27 protein-coding genes are annotated in these 17,207 nt (G+C 43.7%); 10 read left to right on the top strand and 17 right to left on the bottom strand.

Annotation, left to right across the window (positions count from 1 at the left end; all coding sequences use genetic code 11):
* Window positions 1–17 precede the first annotated feature (17 nt).
* Window positions 18–551: a CinA family protein gene (locus B5X76_RS00555; protein WP_079640477.1), complete on the bottom strand. Its 534-nt coding sequence runs from the start codon at window positions 549–551 to the stop codon at window positions 18–20.
* Window positions 552–746: 195 nt separating this feature from the next.
* Between B5X76_RS00555 and B5X76_RS00560 the strand changes: the two genes are divergently transcribed.
* Window positions 747–1,190 (top strand): hypothetical protein, encoded by a 444-nt coding sequence (locus B5X76_RS00560; RefSeq protein WP_079640478.1) that lies wholly within the window; start codon window positions 747–749, stop codon window positions 1,188–1,190.
* Between the two features lie 60 nt (window positions 1,191–1,250).
* Window positions 1,251–1,502, top strand: a complete 252-nt coding sequence (locus tag B5X76_RS00565; RefSeq protein WP_079640479.1) for a SemiSWEET transporter — start codon at window positions 1,251–1,253, stop codon at window positions 1,500–1,502.
* Window positions 1,503–1,516: 14 nt separating this feature from the next.
* Here B5X76_RS00565 and B5X76_RS00570 read toward each other — a convergent pair whose 3' ends face one another.
* From B5X76_RS00570 to B5X76_RS00585, 4 genes are all read right to left on the bottom strand, one after another.
* A complete protein-coding gene (locus B5X76_RS00570) occupies window positions 1,517–2,221 on the bottom strand; it encodes a type 1 glutamine amidotransferase domain-containing protein (protein WP_079640480.1) in 705 nt (234 codons plus the stop codon).
* An 87-nt stretch (window positions 2,222–2,308) separates the two neighbouring features.
* Complete coding sequence (locus B5X76_RS00575; protein WP_079640481.1) at window positions 2,309–2,587, bottom strand: hypothetical protein; 279 nt, start codon at window positions 2,585–2,587, stop codon at window positions 2,309–2,311.
* A gap of 104 nt (window positions 2,588–2,691) precedes the next feature.
* Window positions 2,692–2,910 (bottom strand): hypothetical protein, encoded by a 219-nt coding sequence (locus tag B5X76_RS00580; protein WP_079640482.1) that lies wholly within the window; start codon window positions 2,908–2,910, stop codon window positions 2,692–2,694.
* A gap of 5 nt (window positions 2,911–2,915) precedes the next feature.
* Window positions 2,916–3,476, bottom strand: a complete 561-nt coding sequence (locus tag B5X76_RS00585; protein ID WP_079640483.1) for a DUF4142 domain-containing protein — start codon at window positions 3,474–3,476, stop codon at window positions 2,916–2,918.
* A gap of 203 nt (window positions 3,477–3,679) precedes the next feature.
* Here B5X76_RS00585 and B5X76_RS22410 point away from each other — a divergent pair, with 203 nt between their 5' ends.
* The 6 genes from B5X76_RS22410 (at window position 3,680) to B5X76_RS00610 (ending at window position 7,606) form a co-directional block, all read left to right on the top strand.
* The gene (locus tag B5X76_RS22410; protein ID WP_394333388.1) at window positions 3,680–3,808 is read left to right on the top strand and encodes a DUF6766 family protein; all 129 of its coding nucleotides are present in this window, start codon (window positions 3,680–3,682) and stop codon (window positions 3,806–3,808) included.
* Window positions 3,809–3,822: 14 nt separating this feature from the next.
* Window positions 3,823–4,323, top strand: coding sequence for a hypothetical protein (locus tag B5X76_RS00590; protein ID WP_079640484.1), 501 nt, complete (start codon window positions 3,823–3,825; stop codon window positions 4,321–4,323).
* A gap of 120 nt (window positions 4,324–4,443) precedes the next feature.
* Window positions 4,444–5,181 carry a nucleotidyltransferase gene (locus B5X76_RS00595; RefSeq protein ID WP_079640485.1) on the top strand — a complete coding sequence of 246 codons (738 nt, stop codon included), beginning with the start codon at window positions 4,444–4,446 and terminating at the stop codon, window positions 5,179–5,181.
* Window positions 5,145–5,924 (top strand): metallophosphoesterase family protein, encoded by a 780-nt coding sequence (locus B5X76_RS00600; protein ID WP_245800878.1) that lies wholly within the window; start codon window positions 5,145–5,147, stop codon window positions 5,922–5,924. Before B5X76_RS00595 ends, B5X76_RS00600 begins: the two co-directional genes overlap by 37 nt.
* 48 nt (window positions 5,925–5,972) lie before the next feature.
* A complete protein-coding gene (locus tag B5X76_RS00605) occupies window positions 5,973–6,533 on the top strand; it encodes a type 1 glutamine amidotransferase domain-containing protein (RefSeq protein WP_079640487.1) in 561 nt (186 codons plus the stop codon).
* Between the two features lie 44 nt (window positions 6,534–6,577).
* Entirely contained in the window at window positions 6,578–7,606 is a 1,029-nt protein-coding gene (locus B5X76_RS00610; RefSeq protein ID WP_079640488.1) for an AI-2E family transporter, read from the top strand.
* Between the two features lie 96 nt (window positions 7,607–7,702).
* Here B5X76_RS00610 and B5X76_RS21895 read toward each other — a convergent pair whose 3' ends face one another.
* The 12 genes from B5X76_RS21895 to B5X76_RS00665 form a co-directional block, all read right to left on the bottom strand.
* The gene (locus B5X76_RS21895; protein WP_176140946.1) at window positions 7,703–7,870 is read right to left on the bottom strand and encodes a hypothetical protein; all 168 of its coding nucleotides are present in this window, start codon (window positions 7,868–7,870) and stop codon (window positions 7,703–7,705) included.
* A complete protein-coding gene (locus tag B5X76_RS00615) occupies window positions 7,870–8,058 on the bottom strand; it encodes a hypothetical protein (protein WP_079640489.1) in 189 nt (62 codons plus the stop codon). Before B5X76_RS00615 ends, B5X76_RS21895 begins: the two co-directional genes overlap by 1 nt.
* 172 nt (window positions 8,059–8,230) lie before the next feature.
* Window positions 8,231–8,494, bottom strand: coding sequence for a hypothetical protein (locus tag B5X76_RS21575; protein ID WP_139375159.1), 264 nt, complete (start codon window positions 8,492–8,494; stop codon window positions 8,231–8,233).
* On the bottom strand, window positions 8,455–8,877 hold the full coding sequence (locus B5X76_RS00620) for a DUF5675 family protein (RefSeq protein WP_079640490.1): 423 nt from the start codon (window positions 8,875–8,877) through the stop codon (window positions 8,455–8,457). Before B5X76_RS00620 ends, B5X76_RS21575 begins: the two co-directional genes overlap by 40 nt.
* 13 nt (window positions 8,878–8,890) lie before the next feature.
* A complete protein-coding gene (locus B5X76_RS00625; RefSeq protein WP_079640491.1) occupies window positions 8,891–9,424 on the bottom strand; it encodes a DUF6266 family protein in 534 nt (177 codons plus the stop codon).
* A gap of 74 nt (window positions 9,425–9,498) precedes the next feature.
* A complete protein-coding gene (locus tag B5X76_RS00630; protein WP_079640492.1) occupies window positions 9,499–10,140 on the bottom strand; it encodes a DUF6266 family protein in 642 nt (213 codons plus the stop codon).
* Window positions 10,141–10,630: 490 nt separating this feature from the next.
* Window positions 10,631–10,948: a MerR family transcriptional regulator gene (locus tag B5X76_RS00640; protein WP_079640494.1), complete on the bottom strand. Its 318-nt coding sequence runs from the start codon at window positions 10,946–10,948 to the stop codon at window positions 10,631–10,633.
* 30 nt (window positions 10,949–10,978) lie between these two features.
* A complete protein-coding gene (locus B5X76_RS00645) occupies window positions 10,979–11,533 on the bottom strand; it encodes a hypothetical protein (RefSeq protein WP_079640495.1) in 555 nt (184 codons plus the stop codon).
* 37 nt (window positions 11,534–11,570) lie between these two features.
* Window positions 11,571–12,314, bottom strand: coding sequence for a LytR/AlgR family response regulator transcription factor (locus tag B5X76_RS00650; protein ID WP_079640496.1), 744 nt, complete (start codon window positions 12,312–12,314; stop codon window positions 11,571–11,573).
* Between the two features lie 3 nt (window positions 12,315–12,317).
* On the bottom strand, window positions 12,318–13,403 hold the full coding sequence (locus B5X76_RS00655) for a sensor histidine kinase (protein ID WP_079640497.1): 1,086 nt from the start codon (window positions 13,401–13,403) through the stop codon (window positions 12,318–12,320).
* A gap of 140 nt (window positions 13,404–13,543) precedes the next feature.
* On the bottom strand, window positions 13,544–14,566 hold the full coding sequence (locus B5X76_RS00660) for a hypothetical protein (protein ID WP_079640498.1): 1,023 nt from the start codon (window positions 14,564–14,566) through the stop codon (window positions 13,544–13,546).
* Complete coding sequence (locus B5X76_RS00665) at window positions 14,563–14,742, bottom strand: hypothetical protein (protein WP_079640499.1); 180 nt, start codon at window positions 14,740–14,742, stop codon at window positions 14,563–14,565. The genes B5X76_RS00660 and B5X76_RS00665 overlap by 4 nt, the downstream gene beginning before the upstream one ends.
* Window positions 14,743–15,048: 306 nt before the next feature.
* On the opposite strand from B5X76_RS00665, the gene B5X76_RS00670 reads away from it, so the two are divergent.
* Complete coding sequence (locus B5X76_RS00670; RefSeq protein WP_079640500.1) at window positions 15,049–16,059, top strand: helix-turn-helix domain-containing protein; 1,011 nt, start codon at window positions 15,049–15,051, stop codon at window positions 16,057–16,059.
* A 112-nt stretch (window positions 16,060–16,171) separates the two neighbouring features.
* A complete protein-coding gene (locus B5X76_RS00675) occupies window positions 16,172–16,984 on the top strand; it encodes a hypothetical protein (protein WP_079640501.1) in 813 nt (270 codons plus the stop codon).
* The last annotated feature ends 223 nt before the right edge of the window (window positions 16,985–17,207 follow it).

Consider the following 17,207-nt stretch of genomic DNA (forward strand, 5'->3'; position numbering starts at 1 on the left):
ACCATCCTATGGTTTATTTAGTTTTCGTATAGGGGGCTGTTTTTATTTTTTTTCGTGACTTTTTCCAACCATTGGGCTAAATCCCTGAATATATCGTTGCAGGTTTCTACAATTATTTCGGCGGCAGTTCCGCTATAACTTCTTTTATAAATTACCGTACTGTCTCCCAGTCCAAAAGCATAATACACCGTGCCTATGGAGCGCTTCTGTTTCGGGTTTGTAGTTTCATAGGCAAGTCCCGTCACGCTGATATACACCTGGGCCCCTGGAAACTGTGCCCGCAGCCCATCCATAATCCGCAGGGTGGCCACCGCCGATTCCGCACAGTATTTTTTCAACTTTGCCGCTGGTACCGCCAATAAGCGTTCCTTCACGGTGTCTTCGTAACAGACAATGGATCCTAAAAAATAGTCACCACTGTGTACTTCCATGGCGTAGACACTACTTAAAAAACCTGCGGTCATACTCTCAGCACAGGCCAACTTCCATTTACAGGCTGTCAATATCTTTCCACAATGTTGTAGAGCCTGTTCATCAATAACTATATTCATACACGCATTATTTAGTACTGATAACAGCCGAGATACACAAAGAGTTGTATCACAAAGGAGCTATATCCATAGATAAGTACATTTACACAACCCGCGCCTCATATTCAGGTATTTTGCCTTCCCTTTTCCGTATTTAATCCAGCAACCAAAGCATTATCCGAGCGTTCATATCACAAACATTTAAAACTAGAAAACATGAAAGAGCAAGCAAATGAAGCTGCCGTGCGACCAGGTCTCATCGTAGCGATTAGTTTAGTAGGCCATAATCCGGGTATGCCGGGCGAAGATGATGCACCTTATTCCTCTCAAAAAACGGAGGAATCTACGGGACAATCTCCAGACCGGGACGGCGTAGAGAATTTACCCCCCGAACAACCGGATGTATATCCGTTGGAAAGGGACACACCAGACGTCGATGAGGTCGAGGAGAATAAACCTACCGAGCAGCCCGAAATCGATTCTATCGAAGCACCTGTACCCGATATCGATGAGATAGAACCCGACACCGATCGCGAGATTGACACCGATTATATAGACGATGACGAAGACATGAATGAAGAGCAGGACAATATCGATCGGGATCCGACCATTCAGCCTGGTACCGATCCGATGAAGGAAGACAACTCTCAGATTATCTAGTACAAAAAGACCATTGAGCAGCCGCTCGATGGTCTATACGTATTAACGAAGTCTTAAATTATGGAAATACTGATTGGCATCGCAGCAGGAACACTGACCTCTCTATCTATGTTGCCCCAATTGATCAAAGTCATCAAAGAAAAAGACGTGCAGGCATTATCGCCTGTTATGATCCTTGTACTGCTCGCCGGAGTCTCCCTGTGGATCGTGTACGGGATTATGAAATCCGAATGGCCGATTATAATATCCAATGCATTCTCTGTATTGGTGAATGCAACGCTCCTAATCTATTATTGCATTTTCAAAGAATAGCGAACAGGATGCCCTTAAAGCGGTTTGGCAAAGCGGATCAACTCAATCAATGTTCTCGCTGCAGGAGCTGCCGACAATGGATTCTGTCCTGTAATCAGGTTTTCATCCAACACCACATGTGCCATAAACGGTACTACTGCATGTGTAAAGTCGGCTCCATTCTCCACCAGCCTCGTTTCGAGCTCATAAGGGATATTATCTTTCCGCATCACGATCGATTCTTCCATATTGGTAAATGCAGTAAGCCGTCTTCCTTGAAGATACCCGGGTCTACACGCCTCCATTGCAAATAAAGCTGCAGGACCATGACAGACCGCTGCTATGGGCTTTTCCTGATCGACAAACTCGCATAGAATCCGTCCCACATGCGGGTGCCTAGCCAGATCCCATAGAGGGCCATGTCCACCAGCGATGAATACCGCGTCAAAGGCAGAAGCTTTTATATTTTCCAACGGCAAGGTATTCTTGAAATGGTGTTGGCCGACCTCATCGTCTAAAAATCGTCTATTAGAAGCCGTAATATGTTCGGTGAGTTTACTCATCGGATCTACTGGAGGCGCTCCTCCCAATGGGCTACACATCATAACGACAAATCCTGCATCCAGCAGTTCGTAGTAAGGATCGGTCATCTCCCCCAGCCACACACCCGTTTTATCTTCCGTGTTATCCAACCTATCGTGTGAGGTTAGCATCATCAATATCGTATTTTTCTGTTCCATTTCCAAAAGTGTTAAATGCGGTATTACCACGGAAGGCGGAGCTTTGTATTAAAACAAGTACTCCGCCACCCAATTAAAAAGTATTAACTACATCATTGGCATTATGGGTGTCCCCGGGAGACTATCTATGCTATCTTTCCGCGTAGTATCTATCGGCGTATCGTAGTTATTATCCGGCATTCGCTCGTGCTTATCCGCTCCATCTGTGTTATTTCTATTGCCACATGCTGCTGTTCCTAAAACAACAAGCATTATTGTACTTAATAAGATCTTGTTCATATGTAAATAATTTGTCTTTAAATGGGCATATGGAATATCCAGATTCTTTTGATTGATGTTGGTGTTTTGCAATCGTGGATATTTCATATCTATTTTGCTTTAAAAGTTTACTATTCAATAAAGCAGTGCCCGGAACGGTGTAAAGGAGGGCACTGCTAGTTGTACACTGGTAGGTGTAACACCCTTAGAGATCAGGTATTTTTTTTATATTCTGTGGGTTCCAGGGGTCTCTCCGTCGGATCATTGGGCATATCGTTGAGCTGTTCCTCCTGCGGATCAACGCCTGCTTCCGCATCGCCATCGTGCTTCACATCCACATCTTCCAGCACCTTTCCTTTGCTACTCAGACGGACCTTTTTCTTTTTCTCCCTCTCATTCCCCACCAATTTGTTCTCTTCTTTTGTCGCCATAGTGATTAGCTTTTATTTTTGTTGACACGAGGTAGCGTCGTAGGAATTTTATTATTCATCGGTTCTACTTTTTCCATTTTCAATTCTCTGGCTTCACCAAGGTGTGCTTTTAGAGAAGGTAGCGTGTCTGCTATCCAGGTCTTCAAATTTTCGTCTGTGAGGGTACCACCGCCATGAGCATCTTCATACATAGCGATCGTTTGCTCATGCGATGCTATAGCCGCCTCTCTAAATGCATGGTCATAGGCACTGCTATCTGTGCCGTCCAATGTACCCAACAAATCTTTGTGGGTACTTCCCAGCTCCATGGATACCGTCCAGCCCTTTGATTCGGCATATTTTTGTAACTCGCTAGATACTTTTTGGTGATCTTCGGCCAACATTTGTGCGTATGCTTTGATCGATTCATTCGACGAGCGCTCTGCTGCTTGCTGTGCCAGTGCTATTTCATATTGATTGGCCATGATAGCTTTGTTGACAAAATCTTGTTCGGCATTCTGCTGGCCGAAGGACATAAATGTTATAATTCCTAGAATTACAACAGTCCAATTTAAATACTTTTTCATTGTTTATAAATCATGAGTGTTTGAAAATCATGCTGTTATTCTAAATCCCGAACACCTCATTCACGCAATAGTTGTTCTTTTATTTTCTTTCCAGTATTTATACGTTAATCCTAAAATTTATACGGTAATCTCCCTTTTAATACGGGTTTGCATGGACTTTCGAACCAAGCTCCTCCTCGACTGTTATCAAGCGAAAAACAGTTATACGGAAAAATTTTCAGCGTGAATTTCTTTGTGTAACTTCAGTCGTTATCTTATCGATTTACGTACGATCAAAGGTTCTCCAAAGTCAAAAACCGGTAGATAGTCCGCATATGGCAACTGGAAAATAATAAAACAAACCACTATGAACATAGCAATTTACTACAGTATCGGGTTATTGACCAGCGCCAGCGTGGTCGTGCAGTCCAACATCGACCGGTTACGTCAGAATTATCCACTGGCCATAAAAGATAAAGAAGTTTGTAAGACCGAAATCGATCGGCTCCAAGACACGAAAGCTACTGACCCTTTGGAGATCGCCTACCAAGGCGCTTATCAAATGGTATGGGCAGATCATCTCACTACACCGATATCCAAACTCAATAGCTTTAAAGCGGGAAAACAGCTGATAGACGCGGCACTAAAACAACGGTACGGCGACCCCGAGATTCATTTCCTTCGGCTTACTATCCAAAAAAATGCACCAGCCATACTCAAATACAATAAAGATATCTCGGAAGATACCCAGCAGATCGTAAAGCACTGGGATTCCATAGGATCCAGTAAACTTAAAAAGCAAATAAAGGATTTTCTCGTTGCAAACGACCTAGTGGATAGTAAAGTCCTCTCTGGTCTAAAGTCCTAATGTATTATACTGAAGTGATCCCATACTCGCCTCAGTATAATAGAAAGTTATAGGGATTTCATTCTCTGGCGGCAACGAAACGGGTTTCCAGCTGTTCATCGTTTAAAAATAAGATATTGCATGACAGAGAGCGAAAGACTAGAAGCAACATCATTTTATAAAGATGTACTGTTATTACTCCATGAGAGTGAATACGATTATATGCTTGGCGGCGCATTTGCCATGTACCACTACGCAGGGATCTACCGGGACACAAAAGATCTGGATATTTTTTGCAAAAGTAGTGAGTACCCTAAAATTCTCAAACTATTTGAACAGGCAGGCTATCAGATAGAGCTGACAGATGTTCGTTGGCTGGCAAAAGTCTTCAAAGGCGATTACTTTATAGACATTATATTCGATAGCGTCAATCATATATGCACTGTTGAAGACAGTTGGTATGAACGCGCTGAGGAAGGAACGTTTTCAGATATCCCTGTGCGTTTTATCCCCGTAGAGGAGTTGATCTGGTGCAAAATCTATGTCCAAAACCGAGAGCGCTATGATAATGCAGATATCAATCATATCTTGCTGAGATACGGTAGACAACTTGATTGGGATCATCTCCTCTATCGACTGGATGGACATTGGCATCTTTTTCTGGCAGCTCTCTTAATATTTCAGTTTGTATACCCGGCCGATTACCGGGACATCATTCCGAAAAGGATATTTGATGAATTGCTGGGTCGAGCTCAGGAACAATATGACCTTCCTCCGCCTTTAGAAAAGGTATGTCGAGGACCACTTATCGATCAGACCCAGTATCAAGTGGATATCAAAGAATGGGATTACAAGTCCTACACCATTACTACAATCTAGATTTAACTATGGAAAGAGCAAAGAAAAGAGTGGCCGCTATGGCCGATATTCATGTCAAAAGTACGGATCGCGGTCTCTGGAAAGATACCTTTGAACAAGTAAATACAGAGGCTGATGTACTGATCATCTGTGGCGACCTCACCGACACAGGCGATGAGGATGAAGCCAAGGTGTTGGGCGAAGCTTTACACAGTTTGCATATCCCCGTAATAGGCGTATTAGGCAACCATGATTTTGAAAAAGGCCGACAGAAAATTATTAAGCAGATCCTTACCGAACATAAGATGACGCTCCTCGACGGCGAATTTACGGTGGCCTGCGGTATAGGTTTTGCCGGCACCAAGGGCTTTGGCGGAGGTTTCGATCAATTTATGCTGTCGATATTTGGAGAAGATATGATGAAGGAGTTTGTCCATGAAGCCGTGAACGAATCCTTGCAACTTGACCGTGCGCTCACACGATTAGAACAAGAACATCCTAATGTTCCCAAAGTAGCCTTGTTACATTATGCGCCCATAAAAAGTACAGTCGAAGGAGAAGCCGAACAGCTATATCCCTTTTTAGGCTCCTCCCATCTTGCTGAAGCACTTAACAGACGCCAAGTCGCTGTAGCCTTTCACGGTCATGCGCACGGCGGTACCATCTTTGGTCAGACATCAAGTAATATTCCCGTTTATAATGTGGCTCTTCCTTTACTTAAAACCCAACATCCTGGCACTTCATATATGATTGTGGAAGTGTAAAAGGAAGAAAAATACACCTGAATTTTTAAAAACAAAATAAGAAAAATTATGGCACAATTAACAGACAAAAAAATAGCGATCCTAGTTGCAGATGGCTTTGAAGAAGTAGAATTGACAAGTCCCCAAGAAGCCTTGGTACAAGCCGGGGCAAAGGTAGAAATTGTATCCCTAAAACCTGGGAGTGTTCGAGCCAAGGAAGGTTCAGAATGGACGAATGATTATAAGGTAGATGTTCCTATAGAGAGTGCCTCGGTCGACGCATACGACGGCCTCGTACTTCCCGGTGGCGTCATTAACCCAGATACCCTACGTACCAATGAACAAGCCTTAGCTTTCGTAAAGTCTTTTTTCAGTAGCCACAAACCTGTTGCCGCGATATGCCACGGGCCACAGGTGTTAATCAATGCGGAAGTGGTAAAAGGCAGGAAAATGACATCCGTTGAAGCGATAAAACTCGATCTTATCAATGCTGGCGCACAGTGGGAAGACGCCGAAGTAATCGTAGACCAAGGGCTAGTAAGCAGCCGCACTCCAAAAGATCTTCCTGCCTTTAATAGAAAAATGATCGAAGAGTTTGCAGAAGGCAAACACAAGGGGCAGCATGCTTAAAGTTTTATCAAATTCCTACGAGAGACCTTATAGATAATAAAAAAATGACTAAATCACTTTCCAAAGAATTACAAATCGGTTTATTGATTGTATTAATCCTGGTTATTTTATACTTCGGCAAAGGTATTCTTGCTCCGTTAGTTATATCGGCAATCTTAGCCATGCTTTTTGTGAATCCAGCACGCAAATTAGAAGCTAAAGGATTGCCCAGATGGGCCAGTGCGCTTATCGCCGTATGTCTCATTTTGCTATTGTTTGCTGGATTAGGCTTTCTTTTGAACTGGCAGTTGCAGAGCTTTTCAGAGCAACTAGGAGATATGAAGAATAATCTAAACCAGACCGTGTCCAAGATTCAGTCCTGGATACAGGATAAATTGAACTTGGATCGTTCACAACAGAAAGCTATAGTCAATGAACAGATGAAAAGCGGTACCGGCGATACAGGCCTATCCTTAGCGTCTGCGTTTTTTGGAATATTAATCAATTTTATATTGATAATGGTTTATACCTACTTAATCCTCTTCCACCGAACACGACTGAAGAATTATTTAATCAAAATAACAAAAAGTGAACACCGGGATCGCACCCGAGACATCGTGGATTCCGCAAGTACGGTTGCAGCGAGTTATATGACCGGTTTAGCGAAAATGATACTCACCTTATGGGTTTTGTATGGCATAGGTTTTACCGTATTAGGAATTGAAAATGCACTCTTCTTTGCTATCATATGCGGATTATTGGAGTTGGTGCCATTTATAGGCAATCTTACTGGAACCACTCTTACACTTCTTGGTGTAATGGCCCAAGGCGGGAGCATAAACATTATAATAGGTGTACTAGTTGTGTATGCATTAGTGCAGTTCATTCAAACCTACTTACTGGAACCACTTATTGTCGGCAATCAAGTAAATATCAATCCTTTATTTACGATATTTTTTTTAGTCCTAGCGGAGTTTCTTTGGGGTATTCCTGGTATGATCGTAGCCATACCTATTGCCGGCATGATTAAAATTCTGTGTGACCGTATCCCTAGCTTACAAGCTTTTGGCTACCTTATAGGGAGTGATAAATAAATAAATAAATAAGCCGCTGTCTCTCACCAAAGGTCAAACGCGTTCCTTTTTAGGAACGCGTTCTAAATTTAGCTAGCGCTGATTATGGTTTTCGCCTCATTCCCGCTTTTTACGTCTGTGCAATAGCTGCGACATACCATAGCTCACTAGCGTCCCCAACGCAGCCATAACTACAGTCTGCAATAGGTCGCCCAGTGTAATAGAGGCCCAGACAGAACATAAAGTACCACCCAAGGTACCTGCACGTATTTCGTTTGTTTTCATTAACTTTCCTCATCCCGAAGTGAATTCGATACAGGTTCTTCCTCTTCCTTCTCGCTTGTCATCGCTTCCAGTATCCCTAGCCCTACGGCTACGTATTTAACAATATTCAACGCCTTTCCCGGCAACTTTATCGGAGCCAGCAGCAACACCTGTACCGCTTGGCTTATTTTTTTGATGATTTTGTGCATGTTTTTTTTTATTGTGATGATGGTTATGATAGTGAGGTAAGTGATGTAGGTTATCGCCTATAAAAGACAGACTGTTTCGTTACTCTACCAATGACAGATTACCTACAGTGAGCTCGCAAGCTCGGTTTGTAAACTATCTCGTCTTATCGACCGAAGCGGAGATATCTAGAAGCTATATCACATCAACCCTATACAGTTTGTAGACCTTCCGATACTCGGAACAAGTCCTCCAAAAGGTTCCCAAGGTAAACTCGGGACTCCGCGAGAGCCTGTCCCGATTTATCGGGATGACGTATACTGTCATTAGATCTCCTTTGTGTTTGTTAAAAAATCTTACATCTCGCAGTGGCGTGATATCATTACCTTCTTCACTACCCTCATCTCCTTCACCTTCATTTACTTCACTACCAAATAAACCTCCCCGCCCATATCCCATAGGCAGTTTACCAAGGCTCTAAGCTCATTCAAGGCGTTATTGCTCTCTGATCCCCTACCTGCACCTGTCAATGTAGTTACTGGCGCTATGCAGCCTTGCAATTCGCCAAGTGCATCGTTGGCTGCATGAAAGAGAATACCCGAACGGTTAGGCACCTGCGAAATCCCAATAGTATTGGGAAAACGTTTAGAATGGTACCGGTTCAACTTATATCTTCCCTCAGGAATACAGCTTACACGCTTGGTATTCGCCTTGTCGGGTAGCTCTATGGTATGGCAGATATGTTTCCCCCGGTAAGTTATTGTACCATTCGTTCCGCCTACGGCATAGCTCCGCTGCAACAGCAGGATATGCACCTGCCGATCTACATGTATATCTAACATAGCTTTTGGTTTATTAAGTTTTACCGAGGTATCTTGTCTTCGAAAACTCACTGTAATCCCGACGGGACACCATCAGGTAATGGTGACAATCCAGACCTTCAAATCGTAGAGGAACGGTCATCGTAAAACTTGGATCCTCCCTTTTCCCCTCTACCGAAATACACTCTTCCAGTGTAGGGCAGTATAGCACCCAGATGACTTTATCATCGTAGTAATTCCATTTATGATTCAGGCTTGAATCGTGTGTTAACTCAATCAGACCGGCAGTCACCAGAATTTTGCTATTATACAGATTATGGACTGATCCTTCCGATAGCACAAGCGCTGAATAATCAATCACCAAGTCTGGATAGGTGCCTCTGATCACCTCTTTGAACACCTGAGCAACCGCAATATTATGTGGTTTTAGCTTCTTCTGCCTTTTACACTTAGCTCGGTAACCTAACTTCAAAAAAGGCATAAGCGATCTCACCAATTTGATTGCGATTTTAAAACGCTGCCGCACTTCAAGCTGAGCTATAGATTCTCTTTTTACTGTTGTAAGCATAACCTATCGTTTGTTATAGAGTGGAGCAACAGCCCCACCCTATGATTAAAACTATTTAAGCTGCACGAACGATCCTAGTTCGTGATCTCGCCCAGATAAGAGGTCTTAGAGACCAGTGCCCCCGTCCTATCGGCCATAAAGTACCAAAGATGGATCGTTCCCGTACGCAGATGCTCCGGTACGGACATATCCGTCGTACCGTCCTGTCGCAATGGCACATCATCGGTAGTCATGAACTCATCCTGCTCCGGATGATACCCCAAAATAAAGAGCTCATCATCTTCCATCTTCTTTATCCTTTCTGAATTTGCCGTATCCCAGGTGATCGTTATCTTGTCCGTATCAAACAACTTCGTGACGGTGCCGGCAACATACAGCGGACCATCCGAAAAACTGATCTTGGCATAATCCAATGCATAGCTCGGATAAGTTCCCGTAATCACCTTCTTGAGATTAAACTGAAAGGCCGAATTGGCCGGTGTACTTTTATTGTTCTGCTTCTGTCCAAAGCCTATCTGCAAGAACACATTGACCGAAGTCAAAAATCGCATCAACAGCTTAAATTTGGCCTGCGTTTCCAATTGTGCCTGTGTAGGTGGCTTATTACTTTTCTTGGGCAGCCCTTTGATATAATTTACCCCTTTCCAGCTGCTACCCACTACCGATCCAGCCTTACCGCTGAATCCTCCGTTTGCCCCTTGTCTTATTCTTCCCATTTTTCGTTTATTAAATTTTTATAAATCTGTTAAGCCAAAGTACGCATACCGGTATATTATCGCTTTGACACAACAAACATAAAAAGCTATATAACAGAAAACTATAGCATCAATACGATTGACCGCTATGTGTCCGCTATCCCCCGACCGATTGACCGGTATCGGCCAGCGAGACCTGGAAAAACACGAGCAACAGTAAGAAAGACCGGTAAAATCAAATCCTAAAGACAGCGACTAAGTACCTACCAGGACCTGCCCAACACCCTACGCTATCCCACCAAGCTCCGTTGCCGCTTCGATGCCGCATTGACGGCGCTCCGATGCCGCTCCGACGGCGTATCGGAGCACCGTCACAGAACCATCGGAGCCGCATCGCGAAAAAGCAGAACCAAGGTAGAACCAAGGCAGAACTAAGGCAGTACCAGGTAGGTAAAAGAAGAAAGCTACCATCATTATCCGAGGTAGCTTTCACAATCGATCAGCAGCGTCTTCAATTGCCGCGGTATCGTCTTCGTAAGGATTCGACATCTTCATCCAAATAATAGTTCATTTTGTTAATGGTTTCGTGAATCTTCAGTTCACCTTTCTGGATAAATCGTCGTACTGTACGATCACTTACGCCTATTCTACCCATGACATAGTTATTGTCACGCAGTACAGGCTCAGGAGTCTTTACCTGAAGACCCCATGCGTCCAGAAGCCGGGTCACATCTGTGCGCATCTTACCGATTTCTGCATGAATAATACGCCATAAAAACTCCCCTCCCGGCGGAAGCTTTCCCCTACCAAAATTTGCATGTTCGTTCATAATTATATAATTAAAAATTAGTATTCCATTTTATACTGTACCTGCCTTTGCAGCCAACAAATACGTTTTATTGAGTTCTGCCAGACGCGCCAATAAGGCCGTTGTATTGTGCATTACCCTTTTGTCCAGCTGGCTATACTTTTTACGCAGACTTTCGACCGAGAGCTGTTCTTGCTGGGCGGTTCTAAAATTATTCCCCAGAAAACGATAGGTATATTTTAACTCTTCTTTTTCCAGCAGTCCGGCATCCCTTAGCAGACGAATCAGATACAACACTTCCCTAACAGAGAGATTTAGCTGACATCGATCAGCAAACGGGAAAACTATCTTTTCGAAATCCACAAACCAGTCTTTCAAAAAAACGAACTGATCCTTAAGAAAATGCAACTGTACAGGCCCATCAGTCGCGACCGTTGTAAAATAAAGGTTCATTTGATGCCGCTCGTTCAACAATTTCAGCTCGTCTTCGAGGTGTTTTTTAAAGTCCTCCAAATACCTAATACCCGCCTCAAAAATCTGAACAATAGCATCTCCATCGGCTATAGACAAGAGTTCTAATTCCTGCCATTGCTTGCGTAGCTGCATGAATTTATAATGATAATTTGACAAATGGTTCATAATTCTATTTTAGTAAATTAAGATCCTTCAAGACCTGATCTTTATAAGTTGGTGATAGCGGCGCCTCGGGCAACTGACATCCATCAACAAGGATGAGTGTGCCAGGGCTTTGATATTTATCTATTTTCTCTCTAGCCACAATATGGGAGCGATGGATACGGACAAATCGGCCCGGCGGAAGCTCGGCTTCAAAATCACTCAACCGGCCAGCCACTTTGTAAATATCATCTGTACAATAAAATAGCGTTTCGTCCGAATCGCCTTTCAATACCTCTATCGTATAAAATGGGATGTACTTAGACACTTTATCGTTACGGAAATTCACGCGCAAGCCTCCTTCTTTCATTTTAATCGCGTCTTCTCGGATCTTCTGCGCCAACTCTTGATCGCGAATGGATGCCAAGCGGAGGTCCACGTTGACCGTGAATTCTTCTGGCTTAAAAGGCTTAAGTATATAGTTTGGTACATTCAACATCGATGTCTGGTCTACATAATCATTATAGGCCGAACAACAGATGTAATGGTAAGAGGGACCTAGCGCTTTTATAAACTCAGGGCCACTCATCCCTTCCATCGTCATATCCACAAATATGAGTTTGACATCCAGATCGGGGATCATATCCAGCGCATCCAAGGGATCGGTAGCTGTCCCCACGATTAATAGGTCGTCACGGAGCTCGGCATGTTGCTGTACGATGGCTATCGCCATTGCTTCGTCATCCAGAATAAAAGTTCGTATTCTTTCCATGTTTTAGTATTGATAAAGGATTAAATCTACATTAAAGCAATTTTCATCATCCACCCAAGTATTGAGCTGGTATTTATCAGCGAAGAGCAACTCTAGGCGACGCCTGCAATTGATCAATCCGATGCCGTTCCGTTCCTTTCGCTGCGACTGTGGATCTATTTTGTTTTTCAAATAATAGCCTACATGACCTTCGGTCAGTTTACGTTGGATGACAATAGGATCTACCCCCTTTCGGTACATACCATGCGTAAACATATTCTCTACCCGATCCAGCAGTACCGCTGGTACAATACGCTGTCCGCACACCTGCCCATCGGTAGAGAACCGAATATCCGCATGTGGTTGTTGCCACTTCATAATCTCGAGGTAAGCGTTTAGCGCTTCTATTTCTTTTGCCTCATCCATGATCGCATTCTCGTTTTTCGTACTCTCCAGTTTGTAGCGCACCAGATAAGACAAATTGGTCAATTGTGCAGCAAGGCCCGGATTTGAAGGGTATGCAGCCCCTACCATATTGTTTAATGTATTATGTAAAAAGTGTGGATGCATCTGTGCCGAAAGAAACCCCACTTCAAGCGCCCTCGCTTCTCGTTCTTTCACTAGTAAAAGATCCTTCATTTCTATTTCTTGCTGATACTTTGCTTCTTTCTCCCGCCATAATTCTTCCTGTGCATTTTTGTGCCGTATGTGGTAATAGATAAATCCCGCAAAAATCATAGCGCCCAAATACCTATTAAAGACCAACAGCACCGTGCGTAAAGGAACCGATACATTATCTTCCCAATACAAAAAGGCTCTTGATTCGGGCGCTATGAGATACAAAACCCAGAGTACCACGAGTAAAGAAACTACGGTGGACGCGAGGATGATCAGGAATTTCAACACTTTATTTGCCGTCTCCATCGTGTAGTGATACACCAACAACAGGGCGTTCAAAAAGAACCACAATAAGCCCAGGTGTATGATTTGGTACATTACATTGTTTTTATCATTCGCCATATAATTCATTGCAAGCGTCAGCATGATGTAGAAAGGCATAATTTGCTTTTGTAAGCGGAGGCTATTCTTCCACAGGTATTTAAGTTTCATATGTAAATAATTTGACTTTTATCTGTCATATGGAATACTCATGGGGGTTGTGCTTCGCTAAACATGAGTATTTCATAAGATTTGGTTAGGTATAAAATCAGAAGATAACAAATAACCTAAAGAAACCCAAATAAAAAAACTTATAACCAGCTACTTTTCAACACCTTAAACTCTTCTATGTCCATAGGATAAACTTTGTAACTCCACTTCTCCAGTAAATAACCCGACGTATCCAATTGGAGCAAACCGTAGCACTCGTGCCATTCCAAACCGTCTAAAAAGGCGTTGTTGCCGATAGGCTGCTCTGCGGCCAAAAACCGATGCAGCATATTCCAGTTGGTCCACTGCTCGGGCCAATGCAGGACAAACCTGCCGAGAAAAGCGAAGAGCCGATCGGAAGCACTTTGTATGAAAGTATGTCTATCTTTAAACGCCGCAGCATAGATCGGTTTATCCATCTCGATGGATATGCTGTCGGCACCACGACGCAAGAGCACCGGATATATAGGCAATTGAAAATAGCTCGCCAAGGCCGCAGCCCCCTTCGCCACGCGGATCTCCTGCCCCAGATAACTCAACTGAATGGTCCGCTCAGGCACCGATAGGTCGATTCCCTCCATGCCGTCTATGTATAGCAACATATGGTAGCCTTCCTCCAATAAGCGATACATCTTACGTAAAGAAGAGGGTTGTTGGGCATCCAATAGCTGAAAGCGGTTATTTTGCGCGGCCTTCTTCAGACGCTTCATCAAGGCTGGGTATCTATACGACCATTCTTTGAGCGACTGCGGGCCCACCAGCAGCACATAAGGAATGTTTGCGTTGATCAGTATATAGTTAATCAATTGAAATGGTCCAAAATGGTAGGTAGCAATAATCCCCTTCTCTCCCGATACCCTATGTACAAAATCCGGCAGTCCATCTATGGGCAATGGGTAGTCCCCTTCGAATAACCGGATATCATTTCCATTCAGGTACTGCTGTCCTTTGTACTGTTGGTACAATGACAGATGCCTATGGGGTGGCATATTTGGTAAGAAATTAAGTAAATTGGCAGACATCATCGTATAACTATTCAGATTTTTGGGATTATCCCAGTCTATAGCTTCTGTTAAAGGTTTGGACCCATAGCCCAAACCTTTATTAGCGATTTCTATGCTCATCGATCCATAGGTATAGGATCCATTCCCGGCAGAATAACGTCGCAGATGTCGCTACTCTCCATAAACCATGTAGGCTTTGATCCCAACGAAAAGGGTGAACCTTCCACATTGGCCGTCGTCTTTCTGATGATACCACCGATCACGCTTTGCGGTGCATTTAACTTTACTTTGTGCATTATTTAAAAATTTTAATTAAACAAAAGTTGAGCGCTCAACCGTTTTTAGATCTAAAGCCAAACTAGCAAAGCGCTGTCTGACGCGAAGAATTTATCCACGAATGCCCCCGAAAAATCCACGAATCGGTATTTTTTATTTCTTTTTGCACCTAAAGTCACCCTCTTCTTACCTTGATTATCCAGTATTATTAATAAATACCCCGATCAAAATGGCCGGCAGATGTCACCACTGTCACTTGACCACTATAGACAAACCCTTTTTATTTGTGGGTTTTAAACACCAAGACCAAACTTTAAACCTTAAGAATGATGAAGCGATCTGTACTATCTAAACTTCGGCACATCCTGGACAAAGTCGCGAGCGCCCATTGCCTGGAACAGCTTGAAGCCAGTTTGATACTCCGTGATAGCGAAACCAGCTATTGGAAACGTGGCGCAGATGAGGCCATACTACAAGAGTTTGATACGCTGGAAGTATTTTTGAGCTGTCTGGACACGCTATTCGTTGAAGCGCGTACGATTCCGATCAAGGTTAAGCTACACGACATCCATGTACTGTACGTCCTCGAGGCCAGCGCTGCTATCCATCTACACGATGCACAGGGCCGTCTGATCAGCCAACAGCTCTGCGGCCGTGGTATGTACTACTACCTCCCGCCGGGTAGATATACCGTAACGATACCCGCAGGAAAAAGCCAGCTCTTTGGCTACTATTTCCGGAGCAAAACATTTCGGAAGAAAAACAAAGAGCCCTATGTATTCTTACACAGCCTATTGCAGGCCCGGCGAGCACAGCTGCCGGAAGTGGTGGTGAGCAGAGATTTTAAGGTTGGCAAACGCACGAGGATGTATATACATGCGCTGTGCCGGGGCTTGAAAAAAAGAAAACTGAAAAATGAAAGTTTCGTCTTCGGTATTATCCACGATCTTATCGACCTATCGGCCGAGAAGATATCGGAAGAGGAAACCAAAATGAGCTATGATCTCAAAATAGCGACACAGGCGCGCAAACTATTGGCTATGTATATCGAAGAAAAGGGCCAAGAAGCGCAAATCATTGTGCTAGCCGATGATCTAAAGCTGGATATAGACACCGTAAACCGCTATCATAAGCTACATTTTGGCAAATGCCTGCGGGAGCTGCGCACGGAACTACTTTTGGCACGGGCCAAAAGCCTGCTTGCATCGGGCATGAGCCCTACCGGGACAGCTTATGAACTCCGTTACAGTTCGCTAGACGCATTCGGTCGTTTTTTCAAGAAGTATAGTAAACAAACTGCTAGTGGATATATACAGACACTCCTAACAGACCTTTAACTTCCACTTTCAACGTTGTAGCCCAATAACCCTGTCGGATCGTGAAATCGTAAGCTGTCGGTCCGCCTGCTATTCGGCCTCCTACCTTTGGTATATAAATACGGTGGAAGTCATGATTATAAGACAAACATATCTAGAAAGCGAAGTGCTCTATCAGGTGATGGAACGCTTATATCTACAGCTTAAGGAAATGATGCAGGAGCTAGCTCCCGAGGGGTGGCACAATAGTCCCTATCACTTTCCATTTGAACTAATCGAAGGCGAGGGCGAGGTTCTTTACAACGGCTACCAAATGGTAGCTCAAGCCTATGAACAACAATTTGGGCGTTGCCCCCGAAGGTATCTAGAAGAAGCAACAAAGACGATGAATATGGTCTGTAAGGCCAATCCTCATGAGACCCGTATAGGCGAAATGGTGTATCTGATCGAATTTGCACTGGTACGATTGACACAAAATGGGCTATTATTCAAGGGTAGTGATCCTGCTACCTATTATGTCATTGACGAGTTTGATATCGCAGAACAAAGCTACCTCCTCGGTATAGAACTGACACTCCCTGGTATAGCTTTCTGCAATATACCTCTTCTGAGCCCTGCAAGACATGAACTGTTATTTCATCTTGATCTCAGCGTCTTGTATACACACCTACTCAAGGCATTCGCGCAGCTACATTACGATTGGCGATACTATAACGAAGCGCTAAAAATGCAATGGATACGCTGGCGAATAGCGAAGATTGTAAACCGGAATGATGGAGAAAACAGTCAACAGAGCCTTTGGATCCAAGTCAAGGAATCGATAGCCAGCATAGAGCGGGCACAGCCACCAAACGAGGTGATTGCCTACATGGGTACACACGATAAACTGCCTGTTGGCTATCCGCCTACGATGGAAGATCTTGAATATATAAGCAGAATAACTTGATACCCCTTGTCATTGATTACTTGTCACTGACTACATATACAGCGAATCTCGGTGGCTAGGCCACGGGGTGCAGGGCGTGTCGGCCAAAAGACCCTTCCGACTATCCATGAGATATGTGTTGAGGCATCGTACGAAAAAATCAACAGATCCGGATAGCAAATCCCTCTTAATCTTTCCAGAGGTAAAAAAGGGAAGAAATTATAAACAACTAAATTATAGCATC

Origin of the sequence: Sphingobacterium nematocida (assembly GCF_900168125.1) — a bacterium.
Lineage (GTDB): Bacteria > Bacteroidota > Bacteroidia > Sphingobacteriales > Sphingobacteriaceae > Sphingobacterium > Sphingobacterium nematocida.

Bases quoted from the DNA above. Each gene is read 5' to 3' on its own strand.
- B5X76_RS00595 (WP_079640485.1), top strand. From the start codon at position 4,444: ATGACAGAGAGCGAAAGACTAGAAGCAACATCATTTTATAAAGATGTA.
- B5X76_RS00590 (WP_079640484.1), top strand. From the start codon at position 3,823: ATGAACATAGCAATTTACTACAGTATCGGGTTATTGACCAGCGCCAGC.
- B5X76_RS21575 (WP_139375159.1), bottom strand. From the start codon at position 8,494: ATGGGATATGGGCGGGGAGGTTTATTTGGTAGTGAAGTAAATGAAGGT.
- B5X76_RS00625 (WP_079640491.1), bottom strand. From the start codon at position 9,424: ATGCTTACAACAGTAAAAAGAGAATCTATAGCTCAGCTTGAAGTGCGG.
- B5X76_RS00640 (WP_079640494.1), bottom strand. From the start codon at position 10,948: ATGAACGAACATGCAAATTTTGGTAGGGGAAAGCTTCCGCCGGGAGGG.
- B5X76_RS00560 (WP_079640478.1), top strand. From the start codon at position 747: ATGAAAGAGCAAGCAAATGAAGCTGCCGTGCGACCAGGTCTCATCGTA.
- B5X76_RS21895 (WP_176140946.1), bottom strand. From the start codon at position 7,870: ATGAAAACAAACGAAATACGTGCAGGTACCTTGGGTGGTACTTTATGT.
- B5X76_RS00565 (WP_079640479.1), top strand. From the start codon at position 1,251: ATGGAAATACTGATTGGCATCGCAGCAGGAACACTGACCTCTCTATCT.
- B5X76_RS00585 (WP_079640483.1), bottom strand. From the start codon at position 3,476: ATGAAAAAGTATTTAAATTGGACTGTTGTAATTCTAGGAATTATAACA.
- B5X76_RS00555 (WP_079640477.1), bottom strand. From the start codon at position 551: ATGAATATAGTTATTGATGAACAGGCTCTACAACATTGTGGAAAGATA.
- B5X76_RS00645 (WP_079640495.1), bottom strand. From the start codon at position 11,533: ATGCAGCTACGCAAGCAATGGCAGGAATTAGAACTCTTGTCTATAGCC.
- B5X76_RS00605 (WP_079640487.1), top strand. From the start codon at position 5,973: ATGGCACAATTAACAGACAAAAAAATAGCGATCCTAGTTGCAGATGGC.
- B5X76_RS00570 (WP_079640480.1), bottom strand. From the start codon at position 2,221: ATGGAACAGAAAAATACGATATTGATGATGCTAACCTCACACGATAGG.
- B5X76_RS00610 (WP_079640488.1), top strand. From the start codon at position 6,578: ATGACTAAATCACTTTCCAAAGAATTACAAATCGGTTTATTGATTGTA.
- B5X76_RS00670 (WP_079640500.1), top strand. From the start codon at position 15,049: ATGATGAAGCGATCTGTACTATCTAAACTTCGGCACATCCTGGACAAA.
- B5X76_RS00600 (WP_245800878.1), top strand. From the start codon at position 5,145: ATGGGATTACAAGTCCTACACCATTACTACAATCTAGATTTAACTATG.
- B5X76_RS00655 (WP_079640497.1), bottom strand. From the start codon at position 13,403: ATGAAACTTAAATACCTGTGGAAGAATAGCCTCCGCTTACAAAAGCAA.
- B5X76_RS00575 (WP_079640481.1), bottom strand. From the start codon at position 2,587: ATGAAATATCCACGATTGCAAAACACCAACATCAATCAAAAGAATCTG.
- B5X76_RS00615 (WP_079640489.1), bottom strand. From the start codon at position 8,058: ATGCACAAAATCATCAAAAAAATAAGCCAAGCGGTACAGGTGTTGCTG.
- B5X76_RS00665 (WP_079640499.1), bottom strand. From the start codon at position 14,742: ATGCACAAAGTAAAGTTAAATGCACCGCAAAGCGTGATCGGTGGTATC.
- B5X76_RS00650 (WP_079640496.1), bottom strand. From the start codon at position 12,314: ATGGAAAGAATACGAACTTTTATTCTGGATGACGAAGCAATGGCGATA.
- B5X76_RS00580 (WP_079640482.1), bottom strand. From the start codon at position 2,910: ATGGCGACAAAAGAAGAGAACAAATTGGTGGGGAATGAGAGGGAGAAA.
- B5X76_RS00620 (WP_079640490.1), bottom strand. From the start codon at position 8,877: ATGTTAGATATACATGTAGATCGGCAGGTGCATATCCTGCTGTTGCAG.
- B5X76_RS00675 (WP_079640501.1), top strand. From the start codon at position 16,172: ATGATTATAAGACAAACATATCTAGAAAGCGAAGTGCTCTATCAGGTG.
- B5X76_RS00660 (WP_079640498.1), bottom strand. From the start codon at position 14,566: ATGAGCATAGAAATCGCTAATAAAGGTTTGGGCTATGGGTCCAAACCT.
- B5X76_RS00630 (WP_079640492.1), bottom strand. From the start codon at position 10,140: ATGGGAAGAATAAGACAAGGGGCAAACGGAGGATTCAGCGGTAAGGCT.